25 protein-coding genes and 1 pseudogene are annotated in these 13218 nt (G+C 33.9%); all 26 read left to right on the top strand.

The window, feature by feature from the left end:
• Positions 1 to 10: 10 nt before the first annotated feature.
• The 26 genes and pseudogenes from rpsJ to rplQ all read left to right on the top strand — a co-directional run bounded on the left by rpsJ (position 11) and on the right by rplQ (position 13206).
• Positions 11 to 331 (top strand): 30S ribosomal protein S10, encoded by a 321-nt coding sequence (gene rpsJ / locus AAGD95_RS04825; RefSeq protein WP_065094535.1) that lies wholly within the window; start codon positions 11 to 13, stop codon positions 329 to 331.
• Between the two features lie 9 nt (positions 332 to 340).
• Complete coding sequence (gene rplC, locus AAGD95_RS04820; RefSeq protein ID WP_265035454.1) at positions 341 to 1063, top strand: 50S ribosomal protein L3; 723 nt, start codon at positions 341 to 343, stop codon at positions 1061 to 1063.
• A gap of 2 nt (positions 1064 to 1065) precedes the next feature.
• Positions 1066 to 1680 carry a 50S ribosomal protein L4 gene (gene rplD, locus AAGD95_RS04815; RefSeq protein ID WP_341818342.1) on the top strand — a complete coding sequence of 205 codons (615 nt, stop codon included), beginning with the start codon at positions 1066 to 1068 and terminating at the stop codon, positions 1678 to 1680.
• On the top strand, positions 1677 to 1964 hold the full coding sequence (locus AAGD95_RS04810) for a 50S ribosomal protein L23 (RefSeq protein ID WP_341818341.1): 288 nt from the start codon (positions 1677 to 1679) through the stop codon (positions 1962 to 1964). Before rplD ends, AAGD95_RS04810 begins: the two co-directional genes overlap by 4 nt.
• Position 1965: 1 nt before the next feature.
• Positions 1966 to 2790, top strand: coding sequence for a 50S ribosomal protein L2 (gene rplB / locus AAGD95_RS04805; protein ID WP_341818841.1), 825 nt, complete (start codon positions 1966 to 1968; stop codon positions 2788 to 2790).
• A gap of 3 nt (positions 2791 to 2793) precedes the next feature.
• The gene (rpsS, locus tag AAGD95_RS04800) at positions 2794 to 3078 is read left to right on the top strand and encodes a 30S ribosomal protein S19 (protein ID WP_006279181.1); all 285 of its coding nucleotides are present in this window, start codon (positions 2794 to 2796) and stop codon (positions 3076 to 3078) included.
• A gap of 5 nt (positions 3079 to 3083) precedes the next feature.
• Positions 3084 to 3434 (top strand): 50S ribosomal protein L22, encoded by a 351-nt coding sequence (rplV, locus tag AAGD95_RS04795; RefSeq protein WP_164224758.1) that lies wholly within the window; start codon positions 3084 to 3086, stop codon positions 3432 to 3434.
• A gap of 39 nt (positions 3435 to 3473) precedes the next feature.
• Entirely contained in the window at positions 3474 to 4088 is a 615-nt protein-coding gene (rpsC, locus tag AAGD95_RS04790) for a 30S ribosomal protein S3 (RefSeq protein ID WP_341818340.1), read from the top strand.
• 14 nt (positions 4089 to 4102) lie between these two features.
• Entirely contained in the window at positions 4103 to 4516 is a 414-nt protein-coding gene (gene rplP / locus AAGD95_RS04785) for a 50S ribosomal protein L16 (protein ID WP_265035460.1), read from the top strand.
• Between the two features lie 11 nt (positions 4517 to 4527).
• Positions 4528 to 4731, top strand: coding sequence for a 50S ribosomal protein L29 (gene rpmC / locus AAGD95_RS04780; RefSeq protein WP_264329102.1), 204 nt, complete (start codon positions 4528 to 4530; stop codon positions 4729 to 4731).
• Positions 4724 to 4960 (top strand): 30S ribosomal protein S17, encoded by a 237-nt coding sequence (gene rpsQ, locus AAGD95_RS04775; protein WP_265035462.1) that lies wholly within the window; start codon positions 4724 to 4726, stop codon positions 4958 to 4960. The genes rpmC and rpsQ overlap by 8 nt, the downstream gene beginning before the upstream one ends.
• 13 nt (positions 4961 to 4973) lie before the next feature.
• Positions 4974 to 5333 (top strand): 50S ribosomal protein L14, encoded by a 360-nt coding sequence (gene rplN / locus AAGD95_RS04770; protein ID WP_006279348.1) that lies wholly within the window; start codon positions 4974 to 4976, stop codon positions 5331 to 5333.
• Positions 5333 to 5650, top strand: a complete 318-nt coding sequence (gene rplX / locus AAGD95_RS04765; RefSeq protein ID WP_410541784.1) for a 50S ribosomal protein L24 — start codon at positions 5333 to 5335, stop codon at positions 5648 to 5650. The genes rplN and rplX overlap by 1 nt, the downstream gene beginning before the upstream one ends.
• A 6-nt stretch (positions 5651 to 5656) precedes the next feature.
• Positions 5657 to 6190 (top strand): 50S ribosomal protein L5, encoded by a 534-nt coding sequence (gene rplE / locus AAGD95_RS04760; RefSeq protein ID WP_010962750.1) that lies wholly within the window; start codon positions 5657 to 5659, stop codon positions 6188 to 6190.
• Between the two features lie 16 nt (positions 6191 to 6206).
• A complete protein-coding gene (gene rpsN / locus AAGD95_RS04755) occupies positions 6207 to 6515 on the top strand; it encodes a 30S ribosomal protein S14 (protein WP_341818339.1) in 309 nt (102 codons plus the stop codon).
• A gap of 21 nt (positions 6516 to 6536) precedes the next feature.
• Positions 6537 to 6932 carry a 30S ribosomal protein S8 gene (gene rpsH, locus AAGD95_RS04750; RefSeq protein WP_265025665.1) on the top strand — a complete coding sequence of 132 codons (396 nt, stop codon included), beginning with the start codon at positions 6537 to 6539 and terminating at the stop codon, positions 6930 to 6932.
• Between the two features lie 16 nt (positions 6933 to 6948).
• Positions 6949 to 7494, top strand: a complete 546-nt coding sequence (gene rplF, locus AAGD95_RS04745) for a 50S ribosomal protein L6 (protein WP_265025664.1) — start codon at positions 6949 to 6951, stop codon at positions 7492 to 7494.
• Between the two features lie 5 nt (positions 7495 to 7499).
• Entirely contained in the window at positions 7500 to 7871 is a 372-nt protein-coding gene (rplR, locus tag AAGD95_RS04740) for a 50S ribosomal protein L18 (protein WP_265035463.1), read from the top strand.
• Between the two features lie 12 nt (positions 7872 to 7883).
• Complete coding sequence (rpsE, locus tag AAGD95_RS04735; RefSeq protein WP_265035464.1) at positions 7884 to 8396, top strand: 30S ribosomal protein S5; 513 nt, start codon at positions 7884 to 7886, stop codon at positions 8394 to 8396.
• A 3-nt stretch (positions 8397 to 8399) separates the two neighbouring features.
• Entirely contained in the window at positions 8400 to 8870 is a 471-nt protein-coding gene (rplO, locus tag AAGD95_RS04730) for a 50S ribosomal protein L15 (protein WP_341818338.1), read from the top strand.
• A 3-nt stretch (positions 8871 to 8873) separates the two neighbouring features.
• On the top strand, positions 8874 to 10202 hold the full coding sequence (gene secY / locus AAGD95_RS04725; protein WP_265035465.1) for a preprotein translocase subunit SecY: 1329 nt from the start codon (positions 8874 to 8876) through the stop codon (positions 10200 to 10202).
• Positions 10199 to 10840: an adenylate kinase family protein gene (locus AAGD95_RS04720; protein WP_265025659.1), complete on the top strand. Its 642-nt coding sequence runs from the start codon at positions 10199 to 10201 to the stop codon at positions 10838 to 10840. The genes secY and AAGD95_RS04720 overlap by 4 nt, the downstream gene beginning before the upstream one ends.
• 59 nt (positions 10841 to 10899) lie before the next feature.
• Positions 10900 to 11268 (top strand): 30S ribosomal protein S13, encoded by a 369-nt coding sequence (gene rpsM, locus AAGD95_RS04715; protein WP_007550179.1) that lies wholly within the window; start codon positions 10900 to 10902, stop codon positions 11266 to 11268.
• 24 nt (positions 11269 to 11292) lie between these two features.
• Complete coding sequence (gene rpsK, locus AAGD95_RS04710; protein ID WP_341818337.1) at positions 11293 to 11679, top strand: 30S ribosomal protein S11; 387 nt, start codon at positions 11293 to 11295, stop codon at positions 11677 to 11679.
• 21 nt (positions 11680 to 11700) lie between these two features.
• Positions 11701 to 12768 carry a DNA-directed RNA polymerase subunit alpha gene (locus AAGD95_RS04705; protein ID WP_265025657.1) on the top strand — a complete coding sequence of 356 codons (1068 nt, stop codon included), beginning with the start codon at positions 11701 to 11703 and terminating at the stop codon, positions 12766 to 12768.
• A 7-nt stretch (positions 12769 to 12775) separates the two neighbouring features.
• A pseudogene (gene rplQ / locus AAGD95_RS04700) lies at positions 12776 to 13206 on the top strand (50S ribosomal protein L17).
• Positions 13207 to 13218 lie beyond the last annotated feature (12 nt).

The raw sequence follows: 13218 nt of genomic DNA, 5'->3' as shown, positions 1-13218 counted from the left end.
AGTAACTAAGATGAAGCAAGATATATATATTAACATTAAGGCTTTCGATTGTTCTTTATTGGAGGAGTGTGTTCGAAAATTTGTTGATGAATTAAAGCGGTCCAGTGCAAAATTATCTGGTCCGATTGCGTTGCCAAGAAAAGATTCTAAATTTATTGTTAATAGATCTCCTCATGTTGATAAAAAATCTCGTGAACAGTTTGAAATAAGAACTTCTAGGCGTTTGATTGTTTTACATGATCTTACTCCTACTATGATGCAGATGCTTACAGGTTTATCTTTTTCTGCTGGCGTAGAAGTGGATTTAAAAGTCAAGGAAGTTAAGGTTTAGGAGAAGGAAATGAAGAGAATAAATTCGCTGAGGAGAATTGGTTTACTAATGATGAATATTGGTCATACTGCTATGTATTCTGACAATAGTCGCATGGCTGTAACTTTATTGCATCTCAGCGAAACTTATATTATTGATATAAAAGGACAAGATAAATGTGGCTATAATTCAGTCATTTTAGGCACAGGAGATTTTAAAAATATAGCAAAACCTCAGTTGGAATATTTAAAGAAAAAGGGTATAAATAATAAATGTAAGTTATACGAAAGTAGATTAAATGACCTGTCGGGAATAGAATGTGGTAAAAAAGTGGGAATCAATCATTTTGTGGTTGGTCAATATCTTGATATTACGGGTTATTCTATAGGTAAAGGATTTGCTGGTGTGATGAAGCGGCATAACTTCAGTGGGCTTAGGGCATCTCATGGTGTTTCTATTGCTCACAGATCACAAGGTTCTACTGGTCAATGTCAGGATCCTGGTAGAGTATTTAAAGGAAAGAAAATGGCTGGTCATTTAGGTAACAGCAGAATAACTGCACAAAATATGAAGATATTATCCATTGATCATGAAAATAGTATAATTGCTGTGAAGGGTAATAATGTTCCTGGGTTTAAAAATTCCTATGTTTTTGTAAGAGATGCAGTTAAAAAATCTTTACATAAAGATGTTCCTTTTCCGATAGGTCTACTGTTAGATGTAAATGATGATGCTAGTAATTTGGTAAGTTAGTTATGGAATGTAATTTAGTTAATCTATCTAATAATAATATAGGTACTGCTCAGCTCAATCCTTTGATATTTTCTGCTAAGCAAAAATTGAGTATTTTGCATGATATAGTGAGATGGCAATTAGCGAAGAGAAGGGCTGGTACTCATAAAACAAAAGGTATCAGTGATGTCTCTGGTACAACAGCTAAACCTTATGGTCAAAAACGTACCGGTAGGGCAAGACAAGGGAGCTTGCGATCTCCTCAATTTAGAGGTGGTGGGATTATTTTCGGCCCTGTTGTGAGGAGTCATAGTTATTCTCTTAATAAGAAGGTACGCAAATTTGGTTTAAAAATTGCTTTATCTCTAAAGTATTTAAATAATCAAGTGATTATTCTGGATAATTTAAATATTGATGTGAGGAAAACGTCTGAAATGTGTAAATGTATTAAAAATTTTAAATTTTCTTCCTTTTTGATAGTTGGTGATTATGGAGATGATTTGTTGCGTGCTGTTAGAAACTTGCATTATGTAGACTTAATCAAACCTATTGGGTTAAATGTATTTGATATATTGAATCACGAATGCGTGATGTTGACAAAGGATACTTTAAAGCATCTTGAAGGTAGATTGTTATGATCAAATATAATGATATAATAAAATCTCCTATAATTACAGAAAAGGCCTCTTTTTTGAGGGAGAAGTTTAATAAATATTCTTTGTATGTTTTTGTAAATGTAAATAAGCGTCAAATAAAGTTGGCAATAGAGTCTCTATTTGATGTTAGAATTTCTTCTATAAATGTTGTTAGAATTAAGCCTAAATATAGGCGTTTCAGGGGTGTGATTGGTTGTGAAAAACAGAAAAAGAAAGTTTATTTTTCTTTGATAGATGGTCAAAAATTAGATATAATGAGCGTTTAATATTGGTATGAAATTTTTTAATCCTGTTACTCCGTCTTCTCGTGGGACTGTGTTAGTAAGTAAAGTTGGTTTATCAAAAGATGAGCCAGAAAAGTCTCTTACATCCGGTAAAAATTCCAGTGGTGGAAGAAATAATTATGGTAGAATTACAACTCGTCATAGGGGTGGTGGTCACAAAAAGAAGTATAGAGTTATAGATTTTAAGCGTAATAGAAGTGGTCAGGGTATAGTTGAAAAAATAGAGTATGATCCAAATAGAAGTGGGTTTTTAGCGTTAATATCATATAAGGAAGATGATATTAAGTCTTATATATTAGCTCCTCAAGGTATGAAGCCTGGTGATGTTGTTACAGCTGGAAATGATGCTGATATTTTACCAGGGAATTGTTTGCTACTCAAGTATATACCTGTTGGTTCTTTCGTTCATAATGTTGAGCTGAAACCAGGTAATGGTGCTGCGATTGCTAGAGCTGCTGGTTGTTATGCGCAAATCGTTGGTCGTGATGGCCAATATGTTTTATTACGACTCAGGTCTGGTCAAATTAGGTTGATTTTATCTTCTTGCAAGGCTACTATTGGTGTAGTATCTAACCCTGACCATAAGAATAGAAAGCTGGGTAAAGCTGGAAGAAGTAGGTGGCTTGGAATTAGACCTACTGTGCGTGGGGTTGCGATGAATCCGGTTGACCATCCTCATGGAGGTGGGGAAGGAAAAACCTCTGGTGGTCGTCATCCTGTTACTCCTTGGGGTGTTGCAACAAAAGGAAAGAAAACTCGGAGGAAAAATAAATCTAGTGATAAGTATATAAAACAATTGAAAGGTTAGTTTATGAGTAGATCTGCGTGGAAGCCTCCTTTTTGTCATCCTTCTATATTAAAGTCGGTGAATAATGCTTTAAACAAGGGGTTTGTTAACATGGCTATAAAAGTTCATTCCAGGGCTTCTGTAATTCTTCCTAATTGTTTAGGTTTAAAGTTTGCTGTTTATAATGGTAAGGATTACATTCCTGTTAATGTTAATGATCAGAATATGATAGGTCATAAATTTGGTGAATTTTCGCCCACTCGTAAATTTACTGGGCATAGTGGTGATAAAAAGGCGACAAGAAGGTAATTGATATGAAAAACAGAGATGTAATAGTTAAAGCTGGTTCTAGGGTTTTAAAATCAACTCCTCGTAAATTGAATTTGGTTGCTGGTTTAGTACGTAATAAAAAAGTTTCTTTTGCCACTGTGCAATTAAGATTTTGTGAAAAGAAAGCTGCGGGTCTTATAAGGAAGGTATTAAATTCTGCGATTGCTAATGCTCAATATAATTATGGATTGGATATCGATAATTTATATATAAAAGAAATTTTAATAGGTAAGTCTCTTACTTTGCGTAGGGTATGTCCAAAAGCTATGGGTAGAGCTAATAGAGTTAGTAAACGTTATAGTAATATAACTGTAAAATTGGGGGAAATTATATGATTCATAAAAATAGAAAATTAATAAGGAAAGTGCAAAAGTATGGGAAACGTTAATCCTAAAGGATTTAGGTTAAAAATAATTAATACTTGGTCATCTATTTGGTATGCTGAGAAGGGTTATAAACAAGGGTTGCATCAAGATTTATCTATTCGCAGTTATATAAATGAATCTTTTAAGCATGCTGGTGTTTCTAAAGTAATTATAGAGCGTACGATCGATTTGGTGTCTGTAATAATACATTCTTCTAGACCTGGAGTGATAATAGGTAAGAAAGGCTCAGATATTGAGAAGATAAAGCAAAAAATAGCTGAAAAAGTAAAAAATAATGTAGAAGTGAATGTAGTAGGGGTTAAAAGGTCTGAAATAGATGCAGTTTTAATATCAAGCAGCATTGCACAACAGTTAGAAAAAAGGGTTTCATTTAGAAGAGCGATGAAAAAAGCTATTCAAAGTTGTTTGGGGATGGGTGCTAGAGGTATTAAAGTAAGTTGTTCTGGGCGCCTTGGCGGAGCTGAGATAGCTCGTACTGAATGGTATAAAGAAGGTCGTTTGCCTTTGCATACTTTACGTGCTAATATAGATTATGCTTTTTGTGAAGCAAAAACTATATATGGCATCATAGGAGTTAAGGTCTGGGTTTATATTGGTAACTAATTAGGTATATTGAAATGTTTGTTCCCAAAAAAAGTAAATATAAAAAAGTATTTAAAGGACGAATTAAGGGTAACACGAAAGGTGGTAGTACGCTATCTTTTGGAGATTATGGTCTAAAGGCTATGGAAGCTGGTAGGGTTCAGTCTAAGCATATTGAAACTGCAAGGCGTGTAATATCTAGAACATTAAAACGCTCTGGTAAAGTGTGGATAAGAATTTTTCCTGATACCCCTGTTAGTAAAAAGCCGGCAGATGTGCGTATGGGTAAAGGGAAAGGTAGTGTTGAATTTTGGGTATTTAAAGCTAAGCCCGGTAGAATGTTGTTTGAAATTAGCAGTGATGTTCCCATGCATTTAGCAAAATTGGCGCTTGAAAAGGCAACCGCTAAGCTTCCTATGAAGTGTAAATTTGTATCTAATCATAATTAAATGGAGTTGCAATGGATATAGCTGACATTAGGTCAAAATCCTCACAAGAATTGCATGAAATTCTTGTAAATTTGAGAAAAGAGTTTGTTAATTTGGTTTTTCAAAAAAAGTTAGGCCAGTGCAACAATATTTCGCGTTTTGGTTTGATAAAAAAGAGCATAGCTCGTATTCTAACTGCATTAAATGAAAGAAAAGGAGAGGAAAAGAATGCCTAAGAAGGTTTTTTGTGGTACTGTAATTAAGACTAAATGTGATAAAACTGTAAAGGTTTCGGTATTACAAGTGTATAAGGATGAGCTGTATAAAAAGGTTATAAAAAAATACAAGAAGTATACAGCACATGATGAGAATAATAGTTGTAAAGAAGGGGACAAGGTTTTAATACAAGAACACAAGCCTATTTCTATTACTAAAAAATGGGTTGTTGTTAATAGCTCACATTGAATAGGATATTTATATGATTCAAAAAAATACATTGTTGGAAGTAGCTGATAATTCTGGTGCGCGTGCAGTGCTTTGTATTGGTTTATTGGGTGGTAGAAAGTCTGCATCTATAGGTGACACAGTTATTGTATCTACTAAATCTATTACTCCAAGAGGGAAGGTTGAGAAGGGAAAAGTATATAGAGCAGTTGTGGTGAGGGTGAAAAGCCCTATTAGAAAATCTGATGGTTCTGTAATTCGTTTTTCTAGCAATGCTGTAGTTTTGATTAACGATCAAGGTGAACCACTTGGCACTCGGGTATTTGGTCCGGTAAAAAAGTTATCATCTGGTTCTTTTATGAAGATAATGTCATTAGCTGTTGAGGTTTTATAATGAGTGCTAAAATAAAAAGTGGTGACGACGTTATAGTTTTAACTGGTAGAGATAAGGGAAAAATTGGTAAAGTGATTAAAGTTGTGGCATGTGATGCTAAAAGAAAGGTAATTGTTTCTGGGGTAAATGTACATAAGAGACACACTAAACCAAAAGCTGGTAGTAGTGGTGGTATATTAAATAAAGAGTCAGCTATTGATATATCCAACGTTGCAACATTGGACCCTAAATATAAAACTCCAACTAGAGTGGGGTTTAAGGTTATAGACGGTAGAAAAGTGCGTTTTGCAAAAGTTTCTGGAGAAGTGATAGATTAGGTTGATATGTTTAAAGAATTATATAAAGATAGCATAGTAAAGTCCTTAAAGGATAAGTTTAATTATGGCAATATAATGCAAGTGCCTAAACTTGTCAAGGTGTGTATCAATATGGGCGTTGGGGATGCTGCTACAGATAGTAAAGCAATAAATGAACCACTTGATAGCCTATATTTGATTGCTGGGCAGAAGCCTTTATCAACTTTTGCAAAAAAATCTATTTCTGGCTTCAAGATCAGAAAAGGTGCTACAGTAGGTTGCAAAGTAACTTTGCGTAGAGATAAAATGTATGAGTTTTTAGAAAGATTGATATATATTGCTTTGCCAAGGGAAAAAGATTTTAGAGGATTTAGTGTGAAGCAATTTGACGGTAATGGTAATTTTTCCTTTGGTATAAAGGAACATATCTCGTTTTTAGAAATAGACTATGATAAAATAAGTAAAATTAGAGGTATGGATATTAATATTATAACAAGTGCAGTTAGTGATAAGGAAGCAAAGGAATTATTACTGGCTCTTAAATTTCCTTTTTTTGATTAATTGAGAGGAGAAATATATGGCAAAAAAATCTATGATAGAAAGAAATCTTCGCAGAATAAAGCTGTGCGATCAATATAAAGAAAAAAGAGAAAAATTGAAATCTATAATAAATGATAAGAATTTGTCTATTGTAGAAAGGTTTACAGCTCAAAATAAATTAATTAAAAAATTGCCTAGAAATTCTTCTAGAACCAAAATTAGAAATAGGTGTGCTTTAACTGGGAGACCAAGAGGAGTATATAGAAAATTTGGTTTATGTAGAATTGTTTTGCGTGATTTATGTTCTTTTGGGCAAGTTCCAGGAGTTACAAAGTCTAGTTGGTGAATATAATATAAGGAGTATATTGTGGCGTTATCTGATAGTATTGGTGATTTTTTAACAAGGATACGTAATGCTCAATTAGCAATGCATAGAACAACAAGAGTGTTGTTTTCTAAAGTGAATTCTTCTATACTGAAGATTTTAAAAGATGAAGGGTATATCCTTGATTATGAAAAGCAAGTTGTAGATAATTTACCTTCTTTCATTGTAAAATTGAAGTATTATGAGAAGTCACCTGTAATTAGTGACATAGTTAGGGTGTCAAAGCCTGGTTGTCGTCGTTATTCTAAGTATAAGGACATTTCTAAAGCATATAATGGTCTTGGTATTTTTATTATATCGACACCCAAAGGAGTGATGACTGATTATAATGCACATAAGTTAAAGGTTGGTGGAGAAGTTTTGTGTCGTGTGTTTTAAATAATAGGAGAAATTCATGTCTCGTATAGGTGCTGCTCCTATCAATATTCCTGCTGGTGTTTCAGTTGAATATAATAATGGTAGTGTGTTAATAAAGAGCGCTAAGGCTGAAAAAGAAGTTAGCTTAATCAGTGATGTTGTGTGCCGGATTGTTGATAATCAGCTATTGCTTTCTGTTGATCAAGATAAAGATGATTATGATGAAATAAAGCCTATGTGGGGCACTTATAGGAGTAATATTAATAATATCATTAACGGCATGATTGATGGTTTTTCTGTTAATCTTGAGATTAACGGTGTTGGATATAAGGCAGAGTGTGATGGTAAGTATTTGACTTTGTATCTTGGTTATAGCCATAATGTTAAATATAAAGTGCCTAAAGATGTTGAGATTAAGTGTATAAAGCCAACTCACTTAGTAGTTAGTGGTATGGATAAGCAGAAGGTCTATATGGTGGCATCTGATATATGCAAAATTAGAAAATATGATCCTTATAAAGGTAAGGGTGTTGTAATAAAGGGTAAATTTATGTTGCGTAAAGTTGTAAGTAAAAAGAAGTAATTAAGATGAGAAGGTTATATAATTTTTTAAGTAATGCTGAAAAAAGGAAGTTGCGTAATAGAGCGAAGCTTGACAAGAGCGCTGAACGTTTGCGTATATCCATATTTAAATCTAATAGGCATTTTTATGTCCAGTTAATTAATGATGTAAAAGGAGTAACTCTCACTTCAGCTTCTACTTTGGATGCTAAAATTAAGGATGTATGTAAAGGGAAAGTCAACGCTGAAACTATAAAACAGGTTTCTTCTTTAATGATTGAGCGCTTATCTGGTCTGAAATTAGAACAAGAGCTAGTGTTTGATCGTGGAGCGTATAAATATACAGGATTAGTTTCTCAATTTGCTGAGGCTTTAAGAAGTTCTGGATTTGAATTTTAGAAGGGTTTGAATATGGCTATAAAGAATTTACAAAATAATAATGATTTATCAGAGCTTTTAGTTTCGGTACGAAGAGTAACAACGGTTACCAAAGGTGGTAGAAGATTTTCATTTTCAATTTTGGTTGTTGTTGGCGATGAGAAGGGTAGGGTAGGATGTGGAATAGGTAAGCACGCAGAAGTTGCTGAAGCAAGAGTCAAAGCTGTAAATGCTGCAAAGAAATCGATGATTAGAGTGTACTTGCGTGAAGGTAGAACTTTGCATCATGATATTAAAGCTAAATTTTGTTCTGGTGAGATAGTTTTAAGAACCGCAAGAGCCGGAACAGGTATTATTGCTGGTGGAGCGGTTAGGTCAGTTTTTGAGGTGTTAGGTATAAAGGATGTGGTAGCTAAATCTACTAGATCAAATAATCCTCATAATGTTATATGTGCGGTGTTTAAGGCTTTTGATAGTATGTTGTCTCCTCGTCAGGTGGCAAGCAAAAGAGGCAAAAAGATTAGCGAGATAGTTGGAAACAGGTAAAGTATGAATAATGCTGTAAAATTAAACTCTATATTTACTAAGTTATCTAAGAAAAAGAAGCCTAAGTTGCTGGGTAGAGGTATCGGTTGTGGTAAAGGTAAAACATCCGGTAGAGGGCATAAAGGGCAAAAGGCTAGAAGTGGAGTTTCCATAAATGGTTTTGAGGGTGGACAACAGTCTATATATACTCGTTTGCCTAAAAGAGGTTTTAAGCCTATACGTAGGAACATATACTCTATAATTAATGTTGGCGATATACAGCGCTTAATGGAAGCTAAAAAAATAGTGAAAGACTCTGTTATAGATAAGGAGAGGCTGTATGAATTAGGTTTTATAAAGTCTATTAAGAATAAAATTAAACTTCTTAATAAAGGTAAGTTGAGCGAAAAATTTGTGTTTCATGTTGATTTTGCGTCAGAAGCTGCAAAAAAATCTGTAGCTTCAGTTGGTGGTAGTGTGGAAATACTATCGTAAATCATGGGCAATAAATCCGCATTTAATAGCTTGGATCCTACGTTGTTATATAAAGGCGATTTATTAAAACGTATATTTTTTACGCTAATAGCTTTAATTTGCTATCGCTTGGGTACTTATGTGCCTATCCCTGGAATTAATCTTGATGTAATTAATGATATATTTCCCAAAGAGGGCTCAGGCGTTTTTGGAGTATTTAATTTATTTTCTGGTGGTGCATTGGCTAGAATGACAATTCTAGCATTGAACGTTATGCCATATATAATGGCTTCTATCATTATTCAGTTGCTTTCTTCTGCGATTAAAGGAATGAAGGAAGTTAAGAATGATGGAGAGTCAGGCCGTAGAAAGATGAATTCTTATATACGCTACCTGACCATAGTAATTTGTGTATTTCAATCAATTCCAATTTTGGTTGGATTGGAAGGGATGAATAGGGAAGGGGTATTGGTTGTAATCGAACCTGGTGTTATGTTTCGTACAATAGGTGTTTTTAGCCTTTTAGGTGGAACTATGCTTTTAATATGGCTTGGTGAACGAATCAGCGCTAGCGGTATAGGCAATGGTATCTCATTAATCATTTTCACGGGCATAATATCAGAGTTACACAGCGCTTTGTCATCTTTGTTAACGTTAAATAAAAACGGTAGCGTATCGTTATTTATTATCCTTTTTGTTTTGATATTGTTTTTTTTACTGCTACTCTTAGTCATTTTTGTAGAGTCTTCTTATAGAAAGGTTATTGTTCAACATCCTAAAAAGCAATTTAAAAGATTACATAATGACGATTTTACTTATATTCCATTGAAGATTAATTTATCTGGTGTAGTACCAACCATTTTTGCTAATGCAATTTTATTGACACCTATTTCAATTGCAAATTTCTATAAGGGGCACGCTTTTTCCGATTTTATTTTGAATTACTTTATGGCAAATAAAGTAGTATATATTGTAGCCTATTTGGTGCTGATAGTATTTTTTAATTTTTTCTATACCAATTTTATATTTAATCCAGAGGAAAACGCAGATTTTCTTAAAAAGAATGGTGGTTTTATACCTGGTAGAAGGCCTGGGAAACATACTTCTGATTACCTTCAAGATATAGTTTTTAAGTTGACATTCATTGGCTCTGCGTATTTGGTAGTTATATGTACCGTACCTGAAGTTATGAGATATTATTATGATATACCATTTATTTTTGGTGGAACGAGCTTGCTGATTATAGTGAACGTTATTACTGATACTATTGTGCAAATACAATCTTATATTTTTTCGAATAGGTACGACAGCTGGATAAAGAAATATGAGTCTAAAACGAGGAAAGTAAGATGATCATTACGATTTTTGGTCCTCCAGGTTCTGGTAAAGGTACTCAGTCAAGCTTGTTAATAGCAAAATATAATTTGAAATTAATTTCAGTAGGGGATTTATTAAGGAATATTATATCTAGCAGTAGTGAGTTAGGTGAAAAAATAAAGGGTACCGTAGAATCTGGTAATTTAATTCAAGATGAAATTATATGTGGATTATTGCGTGACCAGCTTGCATCAATGGATGGTAATTGCTTGTTAGACGGGTTTCCGAGAAATTTAAACCAAGCTCATTTCTTGACTCAAATTTTGCAGGAGAAATATAGTACAGATGTTGATATTGTAATTGAGCTGCAGCTTGACGATAATATTGCAATCGATAGATTAAAAAATCGTCTTGCGTGTTTGGACTGTAAAAGTATATATAGTATATCTTCTTTTAAGAGTACTACTTGTGCTAAGTGTAAAAGTACGAAGTTAGAGAAAAGAATTGATGATGCTGATATGTCTGCAATTAATAAGAGAATAAGTGAATATCACCTTCAAATGAAAGGTTTACGCGAGTATTATAAAGGCAAATTATTAACAATTGACGCTAATTTGAGTGTTGATGAGGTAACGCAAGAGATTGAAAGTAAAATTTCTTGTAATTTGGTTTGACTCTGAGTTGTTTTATGGTATAAATTAAGAGTTATTATTAATAAAGTATCGAGGTACCAGTGGCACGTATTGCAGGCATAAATATTCCAGTGAGGAAATGTGTTCCTTTTGCATTAACTTATATATATGGTATAGGTATTGCTACTGCGAATGTAATTTGTCACGCTTGCGAAGTTGATAAGCGCAAACGTGTTTCAGAATTACGAGATGAAGATATAGAAAAGATCAGCAGTTTCATTAGACAAAATTATGTTATAGAAGGTGAGCTCAGAAAAGAAGTGGCTATGAACATAAAATCTTTAGTGGAAATGGGATGCTATAGAGGAGTGAGACATAGAAAAGGTTTACCTGTGAGAGGGCAAAGGACTCATACTAATGCTAAGACTCGTAAAGGTAGATCTCGGTTGCCTATTGCTGGGAAAAAATAAAATTTATTATTATTGTGAGTTTTAATGAAAAAAGTCAAAACGGTTGGTAATAGTACAAAAGAGTTTATTACTGGTGTTGTTCATATTCGTGCAACTTTTAATAATACTTTTGTAAATGTAACTGATGTTCATGGTAATACGCTATGTCAAACTTCTGTGGGTGCATGTGGTTTTTCAGGTTCGAGAAAATCCACACCTTATGCTGCAGGTAAGGCTGCGGAGGCTGCTGCGAAGAAGGCAATGGAGAGATTTGGTATGAAGGTTGTCTCTGTAATAATTCGTGGTCCTGGCTTTGGTACCGAAGCTGCGGTTAAAGCACTTCAGAGCTGTGGGTTGACTGTGACTTCAATTGCAGATAAAACCGCAATTCCTCATAATGGGTGCAGGTTAAGAAAAAAAAGAAGAGTATAGGATATTTGAAAAGGTTGTTTTATGTATTATAATAATGATGTTTCTCTCTGTAGCAATTTAGATAAATTGATTAAACCTAGTTCAGTTAAGGTAATATCAGATGATTCCAGTGAAAAAAGTGATATAGTGCTAGAACCGTTGGAAAGTGGTTTTGCTTTAACATTAGGTAATGCATTAAGACGTGTAATGTTATCTTCTCTTAAAGGTAGTGCTGTTTATGGAATAAAAATTGAAGGTGTAACTCATGAGTTTACTTCAGTTCAAGGGGTGAGAGAAGACGTAACTGATATAGTATTAAATATGGGCATGTTGAGGTGTAAATTAAATGGTGCTTCTAATAAATGCTTAAATTTAAACGCTAAAGGGCCTTGCCAGGTATTAGCTGGGATGATAGAAACTGATGATCAATGCTCTATTGTTAATAAAGATTTATTAATATGTACGCTGGGGCAAAATGTAGAGCTTAACATGACCATATATGTGGCTAGCGGAAAAGGTTATCTTCCTGTAATTAAGTATAAAGAAAATGAACTTTTGAAGCTTATGAGTGAACAGGATTTAATTGGGTTTATTCCAGTTAATGCTTTGTATAGCCCTGTCAACAGGGTTTCGTACAGGGTAGAGAACAGTCGTGTTGGCCAAGTGACTGATAAGGATAAGCTGATATTGTCAATTGAAACTGATGGTACAATCTCTCCGAGTCAAGCTGTTGACTCTGCTGCAAGAATATTGCAGGAGCAACTTCAGCCCTTTATTAGTTCTGATGTAAGTTATAAAAAATTGCAGGTTTCTTCGTCTAGTGGTGCTAAAGATTTGGGTTATGACCCTGTCTTATTGCGTAAGGTAGATGAAATGGAATTATCTGTCAGATCTCATAACTGTCTGAAAAACGAAAATATCACTTATATAGGTGATCTTGTGCAAAAGACAGAAGGTGAAATGTTAAGAACTGCTAATTTTGGCAGAAAGTCTTTGAATGAGATTAAGGCAGTTTTGGCTAATTTTGGCTTGTCTTTGGGTATGAATGTGTTAAACTGGCCGCCTAAAGATATAGATGAGTTGGCTAAACAACATACTGATGAAGATTAGGTGATATATGAAACATGGAATAAAAAAACGTAAACTATCTCTTTGTACTGAACATAGATTATCGATGTTAAAGAATCTATCTATCTCATTAATTAACCATGAGCAGATTGTAACTACTTTACCAAAAGCTAAGGAACTTCGTCCATATGTCGAAAAGTTTATTACAATTGCTAAGAATAAGAATACTTTACATGGTAAAAGACTTTTGCTTTCACGCCTTCATAATAGTAAGTTAGCAGTTGATAAGTTATTAAACGTCTTAGCCAGCCGTTATCAAGATCGTGAGGGTGGGTATTCTAGAATAATAAAATTTAGCACTCGAAAGGGTGATTGTGCTTCAATGGCAGTGATAGAACTGGTTGATAGGGATGTTGCAGCAAAAGAGGTAAGGTTTATAGTAAAAATAGAGAAGGAGGCAAAGTAGTTACACAAAGTTAATTATTATCATAA

The sequence above is a fragment of the Wolbachia endosymbiont (group B) of Ennomos erosarius genome, from assembly GCF_964026905.1.
Taxonomy (GTDB): Bacteria; Pseudomonadota; Alphaproteobacteria; order Rickettsiales; family Anaplasmataceae; genus Wolbachia.
The sequence above is the reverse complement of the archived record's forward strand: the minus strand, read 5'-3'. Positions and strand labels throughout refer to the sequence as shown.